Annotated in this window: 18 protein-coding genes and 1 pseudogene; 14 read left to right on the top strand and 5 right to left on the bottom strand. The window is 61.0% G+C overall.

Annotation, left to right across the window (positions count from 1 at the left end; translation table 11 throughout):
• Nucleotides 1-95: 95 nt before the first annotated feature.
• Nucleotides 96-567 (bottom strand): annotated as a pseudogene (cynS, locus tag ACZ899_RS01540) (cyanase).
• 30 nt (nt 568-597) lie between these two features.
• Complete coding sequence (locus ACZ899_RS01535; RefSeq protein WP_186733909.1) at nt 598-1,257, bottom strand: carbonic anhydrase; 660 nt, start codon at nt 1,255-1,257, stop codon at nt 598-600.
• Between the two features lie 110 nt (nt 1,258-1,367).
• Between ACZ899_RS01535 and cynR the strand changes: the two genes are divergently transcribed.
• Nucleotides 1,368-2,258, top strand: coding sequence for a transcriptional regulator CynR (cynR, locus tag ACZ899_RS01530; RefSeq protein ID WP_234560527.1), 891 nt, complete (start codon nt 1,368-1,370; stop codon nt 2,256-2,258).
• Between the two features lie 3 nt (nt 2,259-2,261).
• Here cynR and ACZ899_RS01525 read toward each other — a convergent pair whose 3' ends face one another.
• Nucleotides 2,262-2,600, bottom strand: a complete 339-nt coding sequence (locus tag ACZ899_RS01525; RefSeq protein WP_110738724.1) for a hypothetical protein — start codon at nt 2,598-2,600, stop codon at nt 2,262-2,264.
• Nucleotides 2,601-2,695: 95 nt separating this feature from the next.
• A complete protein-coding gene (locus ACZ899_RS01520) occupies nt 2,696-3,535 on the bottom strand; it encodes an AraC family transcriptional regulator (protein ID WP_442799891.1) in 840 nt (279 codons plus the stop codon).
• A 165-nt stretch (nt 3,536-3,700) separates the two neighbouring features.
• Between ACZ899_RS01520 and ACZ899_RS01515 the strand changes: the two genes are divergently transcribed.
• Entirely contained in the window at nt 3,701-4,087 is a 387-nt protein-coding gene (locus ACZ899_RS01515; protein WP_232856362.1) for a hypothetical protein, read from the top strand.
• An 18-nt stretch (nt 4,088-4,105) separates the two neighbouring features.
• Nucleotides 4,106-4,405 carry a hypothetical protein gene (locus tag ACZ899_RS01510; protein WP_234560528.1) on the top strand — a complete coding sequence of 100 codons (300 nt, stop codon included), beginning with the start codon at nt 4,106-4,108 and terminating at the stop codon, nt 4,403-4,405.
• Nucleotides 4,406-4,409: 4 nt separating this feature from the next.
• On the opposite strand, the gene ACZ899_RS01505 is transcribed toward ACZ899_RS01510, so the two are convergent.
• On the bottom strand, nt 4,410-5,336 hold the full coding sequence (locus tag ACZ899_RS01505) for a LysR family transcriptional regulator (RefSeq protein ID WP_234560529.1): 927 nt from the start codon (nt 5,334-5,336) through the stop codon (nt 4,410-4,412).
• A 228-nt stretch (nt 5,337-5,564) separates the two neighbouring features.
• Here ACZ899_RS01505 and lysA point away from each other — a divergent pair, with 228 nt between their 5' ends.
• The 11 genes from lysA to ACZ899_RS01450 all read left to right on the top strand — a co-directional run bounded on the left by lysA (nt 5,565) and on the right by ACZ899_RS01450 (nt 20,364).
• The gene (lysA, locus tag ACZ899_RS01500) at nt 5,565-6,794 is read left to right on the top strand and encodes a diaminopimelate decarboxylase (RefSeq protein ID WP_234560530.1); all 1,230 of its coding nucleotides are present in this window, start codon (nt 5,565-5,567) and stop codon (nt 6,792-6,794) included.
• A gap of 232 nt (nt 6,795-7,026) precedes the next feature.
• Complete coding sequence (locus tag ACZ899_RS01495; protein ID WP_203651856.1) at nt 7,027-7,635, top strand: hypothetical protein; 609 nt, start codon at nt 7,027-7,029, stop codon at nt 7,633-7,635.
• 431 nt (nt 7,636-8,066) lie between these two features.
• The gene (locus ACZ899_RS01490) at nt 8,067-8,675 is read left to right on the top strand and encodes a hypothetical protein (protein ID WP_203651854.1); all 609 of its coding nucleotides are present in this window, start codon (nt 8,067-8,069) and stop codon (nt 8,673-8,675) included.
• Between the two features lie 405 nt (nt 8,676-9,080).
• A complete protein-coding gene (locus ACZ899_RS01485; protein ID WP_234560531.1) occupies nt 9,081-9,698 on the top strand; it encodes a DUF1120 domain-containing protein in 618 nt (205 codons plus the stop codon).
• 673 nt (nt 9,699-10,371) lie between these two features.
• Entirely contained in the window at nt 10,372-10,761 is a 390-nt protein-coding gene (locus ACZ899_RS01480) for a hypothetical protein (RefSeq protein WP_485627199.1), read from the top strand.
• Nucleotides 10,762-10,863: 102 nt separating this feature from the next.
• Entirely contained in the window at nt 10,864-11,577 is a 714-nt protein-coding gene (locus ACZ899_RS01475) for a fimbria/pilus chaperone family protein (RefSeq protein ID WP_203651848.1), read from the top strand.
• Between the two features lie 125 nt (nt 11,578-11,702).
• Complete coding sequence (locus ACZ899_RS01470; protein WP_234560533.1) at nt 11,703-14,141, top strand: fimbria/pilus outer membrane usher protein; 2,439 nt, start codon at nt 11,703-11,705, stop codon at nt 14,139-14,141.
• A 23-nt stretch (nt 14,142-14,164) separates the two neighbouring features.
• Nucleotides 14,165-14,746, top strand: coding sequence for a DUF1120 domain-containing protein (locus tag ACZ899_RS01465; protein ID WP_234560534.1), 582 nt, complete (start codon nt 14,165-14,167; stop codon nt 14,744-14,746).
• Between the two features lie 56 nt (nt 14,747-14,802).
• Complete coding sequence (locus tag ACZ899_RS01460; protein WP_203651845.1) at nt 14,803-16,071, top strand: EAL domain-containing protein; 1,269 nt, start codon at nt 14,803-14,805, stop codon at nt 16,069-16,071.
• 31 nt (nt 16,072-16,102) lie between these two features.
• Nucleotides 16,103-16,720: a response regulator transcription factor gene (locus ACZ899_RS01455; protein ID WP_203652623.1), complete on the top strand. Its 618-nt coding sequence runs from the start codon at nt 16,103-16,105 to the stop codon at nt 16,718-16,720.
• 5 nt (nt 16,721-16,725) lie between these two features.
• A complete protein-coding gene (locus ACZ899_RS01450) occupies nt 16,726-20,364 on the top strand; it encodes an ATP-binding protein (RefSeq protein ID WP_234560535.1) in 3,639 nt (1,212 codons plus the stop codon).
• Nucleotides 20,365-20,380: the final 16 nt, after the last annotated feature.

The following is a 20,380-nucleotide window of genomic DNA, read 5'->3' as shown; positions in this document are numbered from 1 at the left end:
TTCGCGGGGCAAGCCCGCTCCTACAGGGGGCCAATATCGTCTGTAGAAATGGCCCGGCCACCCTGTGGAGACCGGGCCATGTCCCTATGGGCGAATCAGAACGGTTTGGTCGGCAGGTACTTGCCATCCAGGGTGATCACAGCGCGGGAACCGCCTTCCGGATCATCGACCTTCTTCACATCCAGCTTGAAGTTGATGGCGCTGATGATGCCGTCGCCGAACTTCTCGTGGACCAGCGCCTTGAGCGTGGTGCCGTACACCTGCAGCATCTCGTAGAAGCGATAGATCGTCGGGTCGGTCGGCACGCCACCTTCGATACTGCCGCGCAGTGTGGATGGTCTGCAGCAGTGCGATGCCGTCGGCGTCCAGACCGAGCTTGTCACCCACCACCTGGGCGGCGCTGGCCGGCAGCGGGTGCTGGCCCAGCAGCGCGGCGGTGACGAAGGCTTCGGACAGGCCGGTGCCATCGGTGATCTGGGCGAACGACAGGTCCTTGCGGGCCTTGGCCAGGAGGATGACCTCGCTCAGGGCAAGACGGGCGTTCTGGCTGATTTGCGACTGGATCATGGGAGTGTCTCCTTGGGTTGAAAATCGGGTTCAGGCAACGTGCCGGGAAGCGTGGGAAACAGCGCGGACGTCTGGGTTGTCCGCCAGGGATACGAACTGGCCGGTGCGTCCGTCGAAGGCGTCGATGCGGCCGCTCTCGATGTCGTAGATCCAGCCATGCAGGGCCACGCGGCCCTCTTCCAGGGCCAGGCGCACCGAGGGGTGGGTCTGGATGTTGGCCAGCTGGGCGATCACGTTCTCTCGCACCATGGCCTCGACCTTGGCGTGAGGGGTTTGATGCGGGCGGGCTTCGTTGACCACACGGGCGGAGTCGGCGTAGCGCAACCAGCCGGCCACGGCGGGCATGTGGTCCAGGCACTTGCAGGTGGCGATGGCAGTCATGGCGCCGCAGTCGGAGTGACCGCAGATGACGATATCGGCCACTTGCAGGGCGGCGACGGCATACTCGACCGAGGCCGACACCCCGCCGGGTTCAGGGCCGTAGGACGGCACGATGTTGCCGGCGTTGCGGATGACGAACAGGTCGCCCGGCTCGCGCTGGGTGACCAGCTCGGGCACCAGGCGGCTGTCGGAGCAGGAGATGAACAGCGCCCGCGGGCTTTGCTGGGTGGCCAGGTCCTTGAACAGCTTGACTCGCTCGGGGAAGGCGTCGCGCTGGAACTTCAGGAAGCCGTCGATGATGTCTTGCATGGCTGATGCCTCAGTGTCGCGGTGTGTGAGGCAAAGGTTAGGCGGTGCGTTACATAAGGTAAAAGTCTCATTTATGATGAATGGCATCAGATTATCTTATGGAGAGAAGCATGCTCGCCCGGCATATCCAGTACTTTCTCGCGGTCGCGCAACACCATAGCTTCACTCGGGCGGCGGCAGCCCTGCACGTCTCCCAGCCCGCGCTTTCGCAGCAGGTCAGGCAACTGGAGGAAAGCCTGGGGGCGCAGTTGTTCGATCGCTCGGGGCGCACGACTCGGCTGACCGATGCCGGCGAGGTCTATCTGCGCTATGCGAAACGGGCGTCGCAGGAACTGCAGGAGGCCAGGCGCGCGATCCATGATGTGAGCGACCTCAGCCGAGGGTCATTGCGGGTGGCGGTGACGCCGACCTTTACCAGCTATCTGGTCGGCCCCTTGGTCGATGCCTTCCACAGCCGGTACCCGAATATCACCCTGAACTTGCGCGAAATCGCCCAGGAGCACATGGAGGAACTGCTGCTGGCGGACGAACTGGATGTCGGTATCGCCTTCGATGAGCCCCACGCCCAGGACATCGACACCTACCCATTGCTGGTCGAGACACTGGCGCTGGTGGTCGGCAGCCAGCACCCATTGGCCCATGCACGCGCCATCGGGCTACAGGCGCTGAACGACGAGTCGATGATCCTGCTCAGCGCCGAATTCGCCACTCGGGAGCAGATCGAGCGCTATTGCCGGCAGCACGGCATACGCCCGCAGGTGCGGATGGAGGCCAATGCTATCGGCGCGGTCATCGAAGTGGTGCGCAGGACGACGCTGTCGACGCTGCTCCCCGCCAACATCGTCCTGGCGCATGACGACCTGACCGCCATCGCCCTCGACCCCTTGCGCCTGCAACGCACGGCCGTGCTCATGCAGCGCAGGGGTGTCTACCAGGCCGCGGCGGCGCAGGCCTTCCTGGCGCTGGCCAAGGAGGTGGCCGCACAGCTGGAGCGCAGCTGAGGCTCAGCTCAATTGCGCAATCAGCACCGCATTGGTGTAGATCAGGCTGCCGTCGCTGGCCCGATGCCCGACCAGGTGGAACTGGCCGCGCTCATCGTCGCTCAGGTAGACACGCAGGCGGCAGTCGGACAAGGGGCCATAGCCTTCAGGCAAGACCAGGTTCAGTGTGTCCATGTCGACATCCACCATCGCTTCGCGCTCGTGGCTCTGCTGCAGGCGCTCTTCGGCCTGCTCCAGCGCCGTGTGGGCGGCGCCCTGGATATCGAAATGGATGTCGCCCACCGGGGTGGATCTGCGATCACCGTCACCTTTGCACCAGCCTTCGATCGTCAGGGTACTCATGATCAATCCTCATGCTGTGGAGCGTTTCTGATCACTGCTGAAGGGGTTGACCCTGACGGGAATCGAATCGTTCAGGTTTCCGGGGTACCTCCCGTTCAGGGCGCGAGCACGATGCCACGGGCTGCTTCGGCCGGATCACCGGCACCGCGCTCGAGCAGATAGCGCGCAGGCGGCTTGCCCATGGCCTTGCGGAACATGGTGACGAAGCCACTGGCGCTTTCGTAACCCAACGCCAGGGCCACCGCCTGCACACTCTCGCCCTTAGCAAGGCGTTGCAACGAAAGGATCACATGAAGCTGCCGCCGCCAGCGGCCGAAACTCATGCCGACTTCCTGCAGCAACAGCCGGCTCATGCTGCGCTCGCTCATGCCGATGCGCCGGGCCCATTCGCCGATCGGCGCTGTGCTCGCCGGGTCGGCCAGCAGCCGCTGCGCCAGCTGGCGCAGCCTGCGGTCCTGGGGCATGGGCAGGTGCAGATCCTCGACGGGGGCGGCGCACAATTCGTCCAGCAACGTGGCGATCAGTCGCGCCTCGGGCCCGCGCTCGGCGTACAGCGCCTCGAAGCCCGTCGCCTTGAGCAACAGTTCGCGCAACAGTGGCGACACCGCCAGCGTGCAGCAGGTGGTCGGCAGATACTCGACCGCCTCCGGCTCGACGAACAGGCAATGGCATTCGGTTTCTCCCGAGCCACGGGTCGAATGCAGCAGCCCCCCTGGGATCCACACCGCGCACTGCGGCGGCACGATCCACACCCCGGTCTCCACCTCACAGTTGAGAATGCCGCGCACCGTGTAGATCAACTGCGCCTTGCGATGACGGTGAGGGGCAAGCTCCCAGTCCTTGCCTACGCGGGACGCGCACAAGGCGATGACCTGACGTGGAATGCCATCGACATCCCATGGGCTGGCCAGGGTTTCGGGGGTGATTGATTCCACGATGCTGCTCATTGCTCGAAGCTGACGCATTGGCCGAAATGAAAAACAGAATGACAAGATTTCGCAATGACGTCCATGAGTCACGTGGTTATCGTGCATCTGGGTCGCCGATGTCGGTTTTCCAGAACGGCGACCACGCATCAACACACGCAGAGGATCAGACAGATGCTTTTGGATTCCACCTATTTTCCGCTGGTCTGGATGGATACCGGTAATACCACCATCGATACCCGCGATGAAGGTTTCGCAGTCTTCGAAACGCTGCTGGCAGGCGCCGAACCGTTCGTCTTGCTGGACGCGGAACGCGCCAGGCAAAAAGCCAATGGACATACCCATGACGAACAGAAACAACTGTCACTGTGGATGAAGCGCCACAAGGCCGCGCTGCGCACCTACGTCCGGGGGCAGATCCTCATCGAGCCGGATGCCGACAAACAGGAGGCCGCTCAATTGTTCGCAGCCAAGTTCGAAGCCTTCTGGGGCTACCCCCTGCATATCGTCGCCACCCAGGAAGAAGCCTTCAAAGTGGCGAACCAGCTGCTGGCGAAGTGAACACAGGGAGGGCTCGCCATGGGTCTGGTCGCAATCAACACCGTCGAGATCATCCCGGCCATCGGTTCGGCAGCGGTGCTCCAGGAGAGGCTGGAAGGCTTGTTGGAGGTGTTGAACCGTACCTCGGGATGCGTGGTGTACAGCCTCAAGTACGCAGCCTTGCCGAGTGAACGCTGGATCATCACCGGCCACTGGGACTGTGTCGAACAGATGACCGCGCACTTCAAGCTACCGTGCCTGGCCATGCTCTTCGATCTGACCGCGCAACGGCTGGCGACGGGGCTTTGCTTCCGAACGTTCAAGGCCATGGCGCATTGAGCGATCAGGTGGCGCCATGGAAGGCCTTCGCCAATGCCGCCTGCATGTCCCGCGCCTGCGCCCTCAATGCCTGGCAAAACGGTTCCAGCACCGCCGATGCCGGGCGCAGCTCCGGCCGGATCAACATCACCTGGTACGGCACCGAGAGGCTCAAGCGGCGAATCGGCAAGCCCCCCTGCCCCGCTTCCAGCCCGCTTAGCGGATTGATGATCGCCACCCCCAGGCCCTGCCGGACCATCGCGCACACCGACGCCGCGCTGGTGGTCTCGATGATCGTGCGTCGGTTCACCCCTGCTTCGCGGAAGTGCCGGTCAAGCTGTTGCCGGTAACTGTCCAGGCTGGCCAGGTTGATGAAGTCGACCTCGTGGAAATCCTGCAGCGCCAGCACCGGCTTGGCCTGCAATGGGTGGTCTTCGGGCAGCACGCAGACCATGTCGGCACTGAACAGCAGCTCCCCGACCGCCCCCCTGGGCACCTGCCCGGTTTCGGTCAGGCCCAGGTCGTGCTGCTGGGCCACCAGCGACTCCTCCAGCAGCGGCGACTCCTGGGCGGTGATGCTTACGCTCACGCCCGGGTGTTGCTGGTGAAACGCCTTGCAGGCCTTGGGCAGCAGGGTTTGCGAGAACAGTGGCAGGCAGGTGATGGCCAGCCGGCCCTGTTCGAAGTTGCGGATGGCCTGGGCGAAGCGATCGATGCGCTCCAGGCCGACGAAGGCGCGCTCGACCTCCTCGATCAGCAGCAAGGCCTGGGCCGTGGGTGCCAGGCGCCCGCCTTCGCGTTCGAACAGGTTCAAACCGGTAACCTGCTCCATGCGCGCCAGCTCGCGACTGACGGTGGGCTGCGAGGTGAACAGCAGGCGCGCGGCGCCGGTGACGCTGCCGGCCGCCATGATGGCGCGGAACACTTCGATGTGGCGGATGGAGAGTTTCATGGTGGCATGCAACACCTGAACGTTTGGCAGGGACCTGTAGGAGCGGGCTTGTCCCGCGAACACCGGCAACGCGGTGGATGGCACCGGCTTTGCCGGTGTTCGCGGGACGAGTCCGCTCCTACAGCAGTCGAATGTATATCAAATACGGATGACCTTCTGAAAATTATCTATTTTTATGAATCATCCAACTCACTCAAGATCGGTGCATCCATTACAAGGAACACCACCATGACCACCACCCTCCTGGCCCAGGCCGTCCGCCAACACGGCTCCCCACTGTGGGCCTATGACGCCCAGACCATCCACCAACGCATCGACCAGTTGCAGCAGCACTTCGACACGGTCCGCTTCGCGCAGAAGGCCAACCCCAACCTGCATGTCCTGCGCCTGATGCGCGAACGTGGCCTGGTGCTCGATGCCGTGTCGCTGGGTGAGATGGAGCGGGCTTTCGCGGCCGGGGCGACGGTGGACGGCGATCCGGCCGGCGTGGTGCTGACCTGCGATGTGCTCGACCAGCCCACCTTGGCTCGAGTGGTCGAGACAAAGATCGAGGTGAATGCCGGTTCCATCGACATGCTCCGCCAGCTGGGCGAGCACTCCCCCGGGCACCGGGTATGGCTGCGCATCAACCCGGGCTTCGGCCATGGCCACAGCCGCAAGACCAACACCGGTGGCGAGAACAGCAAGCACGGCATCTGGCACGAGCAATTGCCCGAGGCGCTGGCCTGCGTGAAACAGCACGGCCTGCACCTGGTGGGCGTGCACATGCACATCGGCTCGGGGGTGGACTACGCGCACCTGGAACAGGTGGCCGGCGCCATGGTCGGGCTGATCGGCAAGCTGGGCATGGATATCGAGGCCTTCTCCATCGGTGGCGGACTGTCCACGCCGTACCGCAGCGACGACCAGCCGGTAGACCTGCAACGCTACGCCCGCACCTGGGCGGTGGCACGGGCGGAGATCGAAGCCATGCTCGGCCACCCCGTGCGCATGGAGATTGAGCCGGGCCGCTTCCTGGTGGCGGAGTCGGGTTGCCTGGTGACCGAGGTGCGCGCCGTCAAGCAGATGGGCAACCGGCACTACATCCTGGTCGATGCCGGCTTCAACGACCTGATGCGCCCGGCGATGTACGGGGCCTACCACCGCATGAGCCTGTTCGATGCCGTGGGCCGGCCAGTGAGCCGTCCGCTGCAACCGACCGTGGTGGCCGGGCCGCTGTGCGAGTCGGGGGATGTGTTCACCCAGGACGACCAGGAACTGACACCCCAGACGCTGCCGCAGGCCAAGGTGGGTGACCTGCTGGTGATTCACGATGCGGGAGCCTATGGCGCGTCGATGTCGTCGAACTACAACAGCCGGCCATTGCTGCCGGAGTTCTTGCTGGAAAACAACGGAATGAGGATGATCCGTCGTCGTCAACGCGTGGAGGAGCTATTGGCGTTGGAGCTGGAGGTATAAGGCCCGCGCACGACACGCGCCAATGCAGAACTCTCCGCAGCCCGGCCGTGTACATTTCTCGGCACCAAGGAGTTCTCGCCAAATATTTTGGAGCCTGCCTCAAACGAAGATCAGCCCCGGCTTGTTCTACCCATTTCCAGGCGAGCGATAGCCTTGGTGTGCCTGACAAGCAACGTCAGGCACCAACCACACCAAGCTTGAAAAATGGAACATGGATAGAGGGAGAATTAACATGGGTGCCAAACAGTACCTTGCACTTGCACTTGCACTGGGCTGCGCAGGTAACGCATTCGCCGCCACTTCGACGAGTATCGAGATCACTGGCAAGGCTATCCCTGCCGTCTGCAACATCACGACCAGTCAGGCCAAACTCGACCTGGGCGAGGTGCTGGCAGATGCTACCGGGAAAGTGGCCGCCATTAGTCGATCCCTGGGCACCTTGAACTTCAACTGCTCGGCAGCCACTCCGCTGAGCCTTTCGTTAACCAGCACGGCACCCGCCGGCAGCAGCAAGAACTATTCGTCAGGCTGGCATCAGGCTGGTACAAACCTTGCGAACGCCAGGGTGGTGCCAACCAAGACCATGGTCAATAGCGAGTCCGGTACTCTTATCAACGGCCTGAACGGTGTCTGGACCGGAATGAACGCCGGCCAAGCCATCACACTTGCCGGTGGCGACTACACGATCTCCTTCGCCAAGACAGGCACCCTCGTGCCGCTGGGCATTACGACCGCCAGCATCGACCTTGACTTCAAACTGGATGAAATCCTCAAAGCAGACTTCGCAAAAGGCGATATCAGCGCCAACCAAACACTGACCTTCGAAATCAAGTACATCTGACAGGTGCAACCTTCGGGGTGAGACTTTCTCACCCCACCGCGACGCCCACGCTGTCGCGCTTGCCTTCAGCGCACTGCCCCCCTGCAACTAATGCCCTCAGGCTTTGCACGAAGAGCGGCTGCACCGTGAGCGCCATACTCCTGCCCCCGTCTTTGTGCCGCAAAACGCCAAACCCTGTCATCAATATCCCAACCCGCCCCCCCCCCCCCCCGCTTCCTTACCTGAAACGCAGACTTTTCCGCACACCCAATACGGACCTTTCCTAAAGCCACGGCATTATCCCCATACGCTTGCAAGCTTGTCTCAAAACAGTTTCAGGCGCGCCTTGTTCTTCCCGATTTTAGACAAGCGATACCATGGGCCGTCTGTTCGTGAAACTTCAGACGAAAATTTCAAGCAAGCACGAAATATGGATAGCCAGGAGAATTTACATGCCCGCCAAACAGTATTGGGTACTTGCACTTGCGATGAGCTGCGCTGGCAGCGCATCCGCCGCCACCTCGACCAGTATCGAGATCACTGGCAAGGCGGTACCCGCTGTCTGCAGCGTGACGGCCAGCCAAGCCAAGCTCGACTTGGGCAACGTGCTGGCGGACGCTACCGGCAAAGTGGCCTCCGTGAGCCAACCCATGGGTACGCTGAGCCTCACCTGTTCGGCAGCCACCCCACTCACGCTCGCCGTGACTAGCACAGCACCCGCAGGCAGCAGCAAGAACTACTCGACAGGTTGGCACCAGGCAGGTACCAGCCTGGCAAACTCAAGGATAGTACCCACCAAGACCACCGCGAATAACGATAACGGCACCCTCATCAGGGGCATGAGCGGCGTGTGGACCGGGATCAACGCCGACCAGCCAATACCACTTGCCGGCGGCGACTACATCGTTTCCTTTGCCAAAGCGGGCAGCATCGTGCCACTGGGCATCTCGACTGCAAGCATTGACCTCGATTTCAGGCTGGATGAAATTGCCAAAGCCGATTTCTCCAAGGGCGACATCATCGCCAACCAGACGATCACTTTTGAAATCAAATACCTCTGACACGAACGACACTTATTTAACAAGCTTTTGATCTGTAAGAAAGACGAAGAAGTGCTGGCCTTGATACAGGGTGATAGTTGCGAACCCACACATAGGCCAAGGACGCAGACTAGGCCTTGTACGAAAAGCACTTGCGCGGCGACTTCTCGTACACACCCTGATATCACTGACGCCAAGAGTTCCCAGGAGATGAAAGAGCCTTCCCACCCGCTCAGAACCCCGCAAGCGCAGCACCATCGAGTGCAGCAATCCCTGCATATAGCCGCAGAACTTATTTAACCGAAAATGAAACCGTTCTTCTAGCACCCACTCTCAACGAACAATAGCATTTCAATATCTGAAAGAAACACTTCAGATGCAGAGAACAGTAAAACTCAACCTCTAAAACCTGCGAGGGATATTGACATGTGCATCAAAAATTATTTGGCTTTCGCAGTCACCATGAGCGCTGCAAGCAGCGCATTCGCCGCCATGACAGCCAACGTCGAGATCGCCGGTAAAGTCATCCCCACCGCCTGCGGTATCGTGGCATCACAGGCAAAAATCGATTTGGGCGACATCAAGCCCGACAGCAATGGAAAAGTTGCGGAAATTACACGCGCCCTTGGCACTTTGACCGTAACCTGTGCCGCCCCTACTCGCATGCAGCTCAGCTACACCAATACCGCACCCGTCGGCAGCAACGCCCTTTTACCCGCCGGCTGGGTCCAAGATGGCAAGGGTATTGCCAACATGCAGTTAATGCCAAGCAAGACGACGGTTGACAATGTAGCTGGCGCTCTTTTGTACTCACCTAACGCTACTGGAGACAGATGGAGCACTGTCTCAACCACCGACTACATTCCACTGTCCAACCTAAGCAACCGGTTGTCCTTTTCCAACACAACCAGCACGACCCCACAAGCGATGACGACTGCCGTAGTCGAGCTGAGCGCGAAATTCGCGGAAATCACAAAGGCCAACTTCTCGAACGGTCCGATCCGTGCCAACCAGACGCTGACCTTTGAGCTCAAGTATCTCTGAGATCAATGGCTTTGGGGGTGAGTTTCCTCACCCCTATCTCTACACCGTGCCAGGTGCGGCCCCCCCCCTCCTATTGCCGACCGACGTCACCATGCGGCTGTGTGGATGCAGTGGCCACCTCGCCAGGACGTGTCGATATTTAATGCAATACACATTGAAATTGCTCAAATCCACTTCTCCCGAGGCGTGACTCCCACCTGGAAGTTTCACAACAATGCATGCTCCCACCTTGCGTACTTGGCCAATCCAGCCCACCGCACATAGCAGCCCCTCATTGAGTGCAGAAATTTCCTCACACCATTGCAGTAATTCTTCAAGGAAAAATAAAACCGCTCTACTCAAAGCCCATTTGGGTAGGTGATAGCCTTTTCACATCTGAGAGAGAAACCTCAGATATGAACACCAAACTCATTCACACTCAACCGAGCAAATGACATGCCTACCATGAAACCTCTAGCGTTTTTAGTTGCCATGAGCGCTGCAAGCAGTGCATTCGCCGCCATGACGGCCAGTATCGAGATCGTCGGCAACGTCGTCCCGACGGCCTGCGGTATCGTGGCCTCTCAGACAAAACTCGACCTGGGTGGCATCCAACCAGACTCTACCGGAAAAGTCCCGGAAATCATTCGTCCCCTTGGGCACGGTGAGCGTGACCTGTGCGGCCCCTACCCAAATGAACATCGGCGTCACCACCAGTGGAGCGATGACAGGCAATTCGGTCGTACCAGCCGCCTGGAGCCAGGGAGGCAAAGATCTTTCGGCATTCTGGCTGCTGCCTATGAGGGTGACCGTGGATGGTGCAAACGGAAATCTGTTCTACTCGAGCTCGAATACCGGCGACTCCTGGGCCACTCTCGGCCCCAACAACTTCATCCCCACATCCGCCGCCGCTACGAACACCAGAATAAGCTTCTTCCCTGCCGCTGGGGGCATCACGCCTTCCGCCATCACCAATGCCTCGTTCGATCTGAACGCGAAGTTCCACGAGATTCCGAAGGTGGACTTCTCCAAAGGCGAAATCACCGCCGCCCAGACATTGACCTTCACGCTCAAGTACCTCTGACACTCAAACCTCGGGGTGAAGCTTCTTTACCCCGAGGTTTCACCCACTCCAGCACGTTGACTTTTTTGCAATCACCTTGCCTGCAAAGGATGGAGATGCTTCATGACGCCTACTCGTCTTCGCCAGCACGGCCTCGCGCTCTCTGCCGTGGCGCTTTCGCTGTTCACCAACTTACCCGCCAACGCGACCGGTATGGTGCCTGACACCTCCATCGTGTTGATTGATGCCGCCATCGGCGAAGGCAGCATTGATGTCGCCAACTCCGATAAAAGCGTGGCGCTGCTTTATGTTCATGTAGAGGACTTACCCGAGGACACCGAGGAACTGGTAATCGTCACCGCGCCCATCAGTCGGGTCGAACCAGGTGAAAAACAGCGGGTGCGGTTCATCGTCCAGGCCGCCGCGCCGATCACCACGCAGCGCATGAAGCGGGTGACGTTCGAAGGCATCCCGCAAGCGGACGGGGGCAAGAACACGGTCAGCATCAACGTGCGCCAGAACCTTCCGCTGATCATCAACCCGCAGGGCCTTGCCAGCAAGAGCGACCCCTGGACCCTGCTCAAATGGACGGCCAAGGGCCGCGAGCTGATCGTCAACAACGACAGCCGTTATGTCGTGCGGCTCAACGAGCAACTGGAGCTGCTGCCGGAGAAGCTGCCACTGAGTCTGTCCCGCACTTACCTGCTGCCCGGCGAGACCTACCACCTCGAGCTGCCGGCAGGCAAGGAAGTGACCGCCAGGAACAAGGTCCGAATCTACCCGGCAAGCCTGTATGGAGCACAGGTGGAACCTTACGACGCCCCGCTCACTTTCTAGTGGAACTGCTTCGGTACATCCGGAATAAGGCGCTTTAGATGCCCGGCCCAACACAATATTTCCTACCCTCTCGCACTGCCACTGACAATCTCCGGACGGCAAAGCACCGCGCGCTGCAACCGCAGTTGTTCATCGTCGCCCTGCTGGCCTACGGCAGCGATGCTGTGAATGCAGCCGGCGCGCGCGCACCGTCCGACGGCGAAACCTTTGCCAGCTTCGACCCAGGCCTGCTGAAAAGCCGCGGCATCGACCCGCGAGTGGCCGACTACTTTCGTCAGGCGCCGCGTTTTGTCACCGGTGTCCGCCGTGTCTCGCTGCAGGTCAATGGCAACCCACGCGGTAACGTCGACGCCCGTTTCGACAGCGAAGGCCAGCTGTGCTTCGACAAGGCGCTGCTCAATCAGGCCGGGCTCAAGCTGCCCGAGGCCGGCCTGGCCAACGGTGACTGTTACGATTTCCTGGCCCACAACCCACAGGCGCAACTCAACCTGCGCCCTGCACGCGAAGAAGTGGAGTTGGTAGTGCCTTCCGCAGCATTACGTACCGAGCAGGACACAGCGCTCTATCATCAAGGCGGCGTGGCTGGCCTGGTCAACTATGACTTGCTCGGGCAAACCAGCGAGTTCTCCGGTGACCGCCAGCGTTATTTATCCGCCAGCACGGAGCTGGGCCTGAACGCCAACGACTGGATCGTGCGCAGCCGTCAAAACTACAGTGTGCAGAACGAAAGGCGCACGTTCCAAAACCTGTACACCTATGTGCAGAAAACATTCGTCGACCATCAAGCGCTGGTGCAAGCCGGTGAGATCAACATTGCCAACTCGGTGTTCACCGGTGCTGCGATCACTGGCCTCCAGGTGTTTCCCGAACAGGCACTGAGCGACAAGAATCGACAAGGGGCCACGGTGACCGGCATCGCCCAGAGCCAGGCCCGGGTGGAAGTGCGCCAGGCCGGGGCGCTGATCTACACCACGCTGGTGCCCCCCGGACCGTTCAGCTTGCCCGACATTCCACTGCTCAACAGCAACACGGATCTCGATGTGCAGGTGATCGAAGCCAACGGCGAAAGCCATCGCTTCAACGTTCCCGCCGCCTCGCTGGTACGCTTCAACAGCAGCGCGCCAGGCTATTCGTTCGCAGCGGGCAAGGTGCGGACCTTCAACAGCAAAGGCATGCTTGCACCGATGGTGGCCACCGGCACCGGCGGCTGGTCGGTGACGCCCGCCAACCTGCTCTCCGCCGGGGTGATGCTGGCGGAAAACGACTATAAGGCCGTCGCCTGGTCGCTGGGCTCGCAGCTGACTGCAGGCACCAGTCTCAACCTGCGCAATACGCTGTCCCATGCTGGTCGGCAGCAGGCCAAGGGCCATGAAATCAGCACGGCGTTGTCGACCCAGCTCACCGACAGGCTCAGCGGTAACGTCAACGCCACTCGCCGCTCGACCGGTTATCGCGACCTGCAGGACACCACCTATACCCTGAACAGCCAACGCTACCATGACCGTCGTCTCGATCAGTATGGCGTGGGATTGGCCTGGAGCAACCCACTGCTTGGTGGCTTCGGCCTGGGCTACAGCACCTCGGTCTCCGCCGGGGGCAATAAATCCGATTACCTCAATGCCTCGTGGAACAAGGCTTTCGAGCATTTGAGCGTCAGCGCCAATGTCCAGCATGCGCTCGGCAACCAGGGCCGCTCGAAGAACGACCGCCAAGGTAGCCGGGCCTACCGCGAAGAGACCGCGATTTACCTGAGCGCCAGCATTCCTCTGGGCGGCAACCGTAGCTTGCGCAGCTATGCCAACAAGCGCGATGGCGTGACCCGCATGGGCGCGACCTTCAACGACAACAGTAACGAATTCGCCGGTTACAGCCTATCGGCCGAACGCAACCTACAGGCCAAGCGCGACGATCTTTCGGCCAACGTGAACCTGCTGCCGCACTACACCAGCGTGAACCTGGGCTACTCGCAGAGCGGCAACGAAAGCACCAGCTACAACGGCCAATTGCGAGGTGGCGTCGCGCTGCACAGCGCCGGCGTGACCTTCTCGCCCTACGCGCTGAACGATACCTTCGCCGTGGCCTCGGTCGGTGATATCCCGGGCGTCAGGCTTGACACCCCGAGCGGCCCGGTGTGGACCGATGGCTCTGGGCGTGCCGTGGTCGCTCAACTGCCCGCCTACCAACGCAGCAATGTGCAAGTACGCACCAATAGCCTGCCACGCAACCTCGATCTGCAGAACGGGTACAAGACAGTCATGGCCGGGCGCGGCTCGGTGCAAACCATCGACTTCCCGGTGGTTACCTCACGCCGTGTACTACTGACTATCGTCGACCCCAACGGCGCGGCACTGGGCAAAGGTGCGCCTGTATTCGGCGAAACCGATCGGTTCGTCACCACGACCGTGGAAGGCGGCAAGGCCTTCATCACCAACCACGACATCGAAAAACCCCTGACGCTGCGCATGGCCAATGGAGGCCTGTGCAACCTCGATTTCATGCTGCCGGAAAAGCCTGAGCTGGACGCCTATTTCGAGAAAGCCCTGGCCGTATGCACACCCCTCTGATCTCACGCAAAGGTGACACCGACATGACCGCCACCCCTCCCACTCGTACTGCCCATTCGCTCTGGCTGACCTGCTTGCTGCTTGGCGCAGTCCTGCCCTGGGGTGGTCTGGCCCAGGCGGAACCCTGCGCCCTGTCGGTGTCGCAACCCAGCATCGCGCTAGGCAACCTCACCTACCCCCGAGTCGCCCCCGGACATGCGATCGACGCGCCGCACGAGCTCGGCACCCGCCAGATCACTGTTCAGCTCCACTGCGTCGCCGAGTCCCCGCTCAACCTCATGCTGCGTGGCATACGTCAGGCCGATGGCGTGCGCTTCGCCGAGCGCGGCGCGTTGAATATGCAGGTCTTCGACGCCCTGCTCGACGGCCGCCCGGTGATGCTGCAAGCCACAGACCAGCTACCGGCGGCATCGAACGCCGGCGCGCCGCGTGTACAGGTACTGCCTGGGCAGCGCGTGATACCGATGCAGGCCGGTCAACCGGCCCGCGGCAGCCAGTTGACCGTGCAAATGGCGATCAGCACCACGTTACCGCTCGATGAGCTGGTCAGCCGAGACCGCAAGACGCTGAGCGGGCGCATCGAGCTGGAAGCGAACGTACCGTAAAGCAAGACCAGGCAGGCCCGGGACGACCTGCCCATCGGTGACGGAGGAGGTACCGGATGATGAACAAAGCGAGAACCCAGAGCCTCGGGCACGCCAGTGCCTGGGTCATCGTGGTCGATCAGGCGCTGCGCCGTCATGCCGTGGAACTGTTGCGAAATGTGGGGTTCGGCAGTGTCGTCGAGCGATCCGACACTCGAGGGCTGACTGCGCTGCCCAGGCCGGCCCCATTGTCGTTGGCGCTGTGCGAGGCCTCGTTGCTGGTCGGCCTGGACGGCCTGCGAGTGATGCGCTGGATGCGCCCGCAGCAGGTCTTCTGCGCGATTATCCGTAGCGACCAACTGCCGGTCGATACCTTGGGCGCCATCCTGGCGACTGGTCGGCGCATGGGGCTGCACCTGTTCGGAGAAGTACCGCCGCCGCCCGCACCTACTGCCTGGCAGGCGCTCATCGAGGAGTACCTCATCCACCGTCGGCATGCACGCTACACAGGCCACTCGGCCGCCTTCGACCCAGAGGAGCTGGACAAAGCGCTGAAACAGCGCCGTTTCATCGTGCATTACCGGCCCCAGTTGGACATGGGCGCCACCGACCGGGTACGGGCCAGGGCAGAGATCCTGTGGCGCCGCGCCGACCGTACACTCATGGCGGAGTCTGACTTCTTGAAATACTTCGATACTTCTCAGCACCTCGACCAGCTGTTCGTGAGCACGGCCAGCCAAGTGTTCTCCTTACAGCGCACGCTGACAGACGAGCAGCACCGTGTAACAATTACACTAACGGTGTTTTCAGCAACGCTCCTCAACCCCGACCTGCCGCGCACGATTGCCGGCCTGGCATTGCGCTATGGCGTCAATCCGATTGGTATAATTTTCGAGATCCAGAGCGACGCACTCAATACCGACGCCACCACGGCGCAGCTGAGCTTGCTCAAGCTCAGGCGTATGGGTTTTGGCATCTGCCTGAGCTGCAACAGCCTCGAAACTGCCCAGATAAAAGACTGGATGTCTCGCCTGCCCATCAGCGCGATCAGCCTCGAGCTGCAATGTGCGACCGGTCCTGCACGCACTCCTGCGGTGTATGTGCACACCCTGGCCAGCTGGAGCATTGTGAGCTACGCCCGCAGCTTGGGTATAACGGTCATTGGCGTGGTTGACGCTGTTCCTCGCGATATTTCGCAACTTTGCGAATTGAGTTGCGACTTCATACAAGACATGGGTCCCACCGCCGCAAGCAGCGCCATCGACCTGATCGCCGGTTGCTGCCGACGGCGCGACCAGCGTCGGAAACACGGCGGACGGACTTCCGACAACCAAGACCCATCCTGACTCACAATCCTTGTTCAAGCGAGGTAACAACATGCAACGCGCGATTATCATCGATGATCACCCCGTCATTCGGATGGCTGTGAAAACCGTCCTGCAAAACAGCGGTTACACCGTCGTCGGCGAGGCCAGCAACGGTAAAGAGGCGATCCAGCTTACCCGTGAACTGATGCCCGACCTGTTGATCCTCGATATCGGCATCCCCGAGATCGACGGCCTCGCCGTCATCCAACGCCTGAAACTGCAAGGCAGCCTGACCAAGACGCTGGTCTTCACCTCGCAACCGGCCGCTGTGTTTTCCCCGCGCTGCATGTGGGCAGGCGCGGCGGGCTTCGTCTGCAAGGCCGGTGACCTGAGTGAATTCAGCGGTGCCCTGGCAGCCATCAAAGCCGGCTATTCGTACTTCCCCAACCTGCCATTGAGCAGCGTGGTCACGACGCCGAAGGAAAGGAAAGGCATCAATTGCCTGACCGGGCGCGAGATCGAAGTACTCAGGCAACTGGCGGCAGGCGCGACCAACAAGGAAATCGCCGATGCCATGATGCTCAGCAACAAGACCATCAGCAGCTACAAGCACAGAATTATGGACAAACTGCAGGTCAATACCTTCGTGGACCTGCTCGACATCGCCCGGCGAGACCTGATCGCATGACATCGGTGCCCTCCCTTCTTCGCCTGCAGGTGGCCTTGGTCGGCTGCCTGGCTGTCAGCACCTTCAGCTTCGGCGAGGAGCAGCGTCTGGCCGTCAGACCTCTGAAACTGGTCGAACGCGCCTATACCTCCTCTACCGTTGCCCTGAGCGACGAAGACCGAGGGTGGCTGAACCATAAGACCGTACTGAGCATTGGGGTGTCCGCGCCGGACTATCCACCTCTGGACATCAGCATCAATGGTCAGATGTACGACGGGATAACCGCCGAGTATGCAAGCCTGATCGGAAAGATCCTTGACGTCGCCGTGCAAATACGCCAGTTCCCCTCGCGGGCTCGTGCAATCGAAGCACTCAAGCACGGCGAGATCGACCTGCTGGGCAGCGCGAACAGCTTCGAGGCGGCCGACCCCGCATTGCAACTGAGTATTCCGTACCTGGACGATCAGCCCGTACTGCTGACCCGAGTGGGCGAGGAAGCCTCTGTCAACACCCGCCTGGCAGGCAAGCGGATCGCCATGTTGAACCATTACCTCCCGGTGAGCGCAGTACATGAATTCTACCCGGAGGCCACCGTGCAACTGTTCCCCTCGACAGCGAGCGGCATCGGTGCGGTAGCCTTCGGCCAGGCCGACGCCTACCTGGGCGATCTGGTCAGCACCGGGCATTGGGCGGGCAACAGTTCGTTCAGGCATTTGCGCGCCGCCAACTTCTCGGCCATCCACGTGGCGAACTTCGCCTTTGCGATGAAGAACACCGACGCCCCCTTGAAGCGCCTGGTGGACACCGCCCTGCTCTCGATCACGCCCAGCGACAGCATGCCCATCATCCGACGCTGGGATGTCAACGGCAGCTATATCTTCGGCGCCCAGCGTGTCCAGTTTTCGCAAACCGAACTGGAGTGGATAGCGACCCACCCGAAGGTGCGCGTCATGGTCGACGCCGATGACCCACCCTTGTCCAAGGCGCTCAAGCAGGACCAGGTCGAAGGCATCGTCAACGATCTGCTCAATGTGATCAGTGCCCAATCGGGCCTGTCCTTCGAGTTGTTGCCGAGCAAAGGGATGACCGAGCAGCAGCTTGTAGATGCCCTGGCGCGGCGTGAATTCGACCTGGTGGGCGCGCTGAACCCTGACTTGGTACAGAACCCGAAAGTGTCGTTCTCACGGCCCTACCTGGTCAGTACGCTGGTGCTGGTGGCGCGCAAGGACGACCCCAGCATTTCCTCGGTGTCATCCCTGGCCGGCAAGAGGCTGGCGACAATCCAAGACAGCCGAGCCAGCACGCGCATTCTCAAGGACATCCCGAACGTGAGGCTGGTCAAGGTCAACACGATCGGCGAGGCGTTCAAACGGGTGGAGAACGGCAAGGCCGATGCCGCCATCGACGTGCTGGTTTCGGCGCAATACAAGATACGCAATGGTTTCGACGCACTGCGTATCGCCTCGGTGGTCGGTGATACCTCCGAGACCGTTTCATTCGCCAGCCTGCACGACAACGACATCCTTGCGTCTATCCTCGACAAGGCGTTGCTCGCCACACCTGCCCAGAAGATCGACGCGATCAACGATCACTGGACCGACGGCCCTCGTGACGGGCCGTCGTTCTGGATACGCAACAAGACGATGCTGCTGCAGCTGGGATCGATCATCAGCTTGCTGCTGGCCGTCTCTCTCGGCTGGGGTCTGCATCTGCGACGCCAGATCATCAAGCGCAAAGAGGCCGAACGGGCCCTCGGCGATCAACTGGGTTTCATGAGCAGCCTCATCGATGGTACGCCCAACCCCATCTATATCAGGGACAAGGCAGGCATCCTGTTGCATTGCAATACCTCCTACCTCGAGGCGTTGTCGGTGCAGCGCCACGAGGTCATCGGCAACAACCTCGACCAGGCCCCCTCCGCGACACTCGACGAAGAAGAACGCTACCTGCAGGATTACGCACGGGTCATCAGCGAAGGCGCGCGGATCATCGCAGACCGACGCATACGCTTGAAGGACAGCGGGCAGACGCGGGATATCTACCACTGGATCCTGCCTTATCGAGACAACCAGGGTGAGATCCAGGGTATCGTCGGTGGCTGGGTCGACATCACCGCGCGCAAGGTCCTGGAAATCAGCCTGTTGGCCGCCAAGGAACAGGCCGACATCGCCAACAAGGCCAAGACCACCTTCCTGGCCACAATGAGCCACGAGATCAGGACGCCGCTGAACGCCGTGATCGGTATGCTGGAAATGTCATTGAAACAAGCAGACCAGGGCAAGCTGGACCGATTTGCCATCGAAGTCGCCTACGACTCGGCCAATGGCCTGCTTGAGTTGATCGGCAACATCCTCGATGTGATCAAGGTCGAGTCCGGGCATCTGGCCCTGGCGCCCTCGCGCGGCAACCTGAGCACCATCGCCACTTCGGTATTCCGGGTGTTCGAGGGACTCGCCCGGCAGAAAGGCCTGGCCATCAAGCTGGAATTGGACCCGGCGATTCAGACCGATGTGCTGGTCGACACGGTGCGCTTCAAACAGATTCTCTCCAACCTGGTGGCCAACGCCATCAAGTTCACCGACAAAGGCAGTGTGCTGATTCGCCTGCAGGCCGTTTCACTGCCCGACGCGCCGAACAATCATCTGACGGTGGAACTGAGTGTCAGCGACACTGGCGTCGGCATCCACGTCACCGACCAGCAACGCATCTTCGCGCCCTTCGTGCAGGTGGACGATAGCCAGAGCACTCGCAAGCAAGGTACCGGGCTGGGGTTGTCGATCTGCAAGACCCTGGCCGAACTGATGGGTGGCAGGCTGACGCTCAGCAGCGAACCTGACCAGGGCACCTGTGTCACAATTCGCCTGGTCTTGCCGACCCTTGAGCAGCTTCCGCCGATTCCACAGGTGTCCGACCTGCTCACCGAGAAACCCAAGCGGGCCCTGACCGTACTGATCGTCGACGACCACCCTGCGAACCTGACTCTGCTCGACCGCCAGCTCAGCTACCTGGGCCACCGCGTACTGCAAGCCAGCACCTGTGCACACGCCTTCGCCCTGTGGAATGCGCATCGGGTGGACGCGGTGATCACCGATTGCAACATGCCCGAGATGACCGGCTATGACCTGGTGCGTGCCATCCGCGCGGCCGAAACGGCCCAGCAGCGTCCCCGCTGCATGGTGTTCGGCTTTACTGCCAATGCCCAGGCCGATGAACGCGAGCGCTGCTTGGTGGCAGGCATGAACGACTGTCTGTTCAAACCCACCCGTCTGGTCGACTTGGCCGAGAAACTCGACCCCATCAAGCACAGCGTCACCTGCTCCAAGCCGTGCAGCGATAGCAGGCAACCCGCCCCGGTGGACTTCATCACAAATGAACTGCTACACGAGCTGATCCTGGAAAACGAGAAAGACATTTCTGAACTGCACGCCAAACTCGACGGTGATCGCAATGATCTCAAGGATATCGCGCACAAGATCAAGGGGGCTGCCAAGATCGTCTGCGCAAACGAGATCGTGCGGCACTGCGAGGCGTTCGAGGACGCCTGCCGGTCAGGGGCCTCGACCGAGGAACTGGAACCACTGGCCGCGAACCTCGAGGAGGTGATCATGACCCTACATGACGCGCTGCTGTTCCAGATCGACACCCGTAGCCGGGCCGACAGCTAAAAACCCACGCTCCGCA

Source organism: Pseudomonas sp. TE31087, assembly GCF_057284075.1.
The sequence above is the reverse complement of the archived record's forward strand: the minus strand, read 5'-3'. Positions and strand labels throughout refer to the sequence as shown.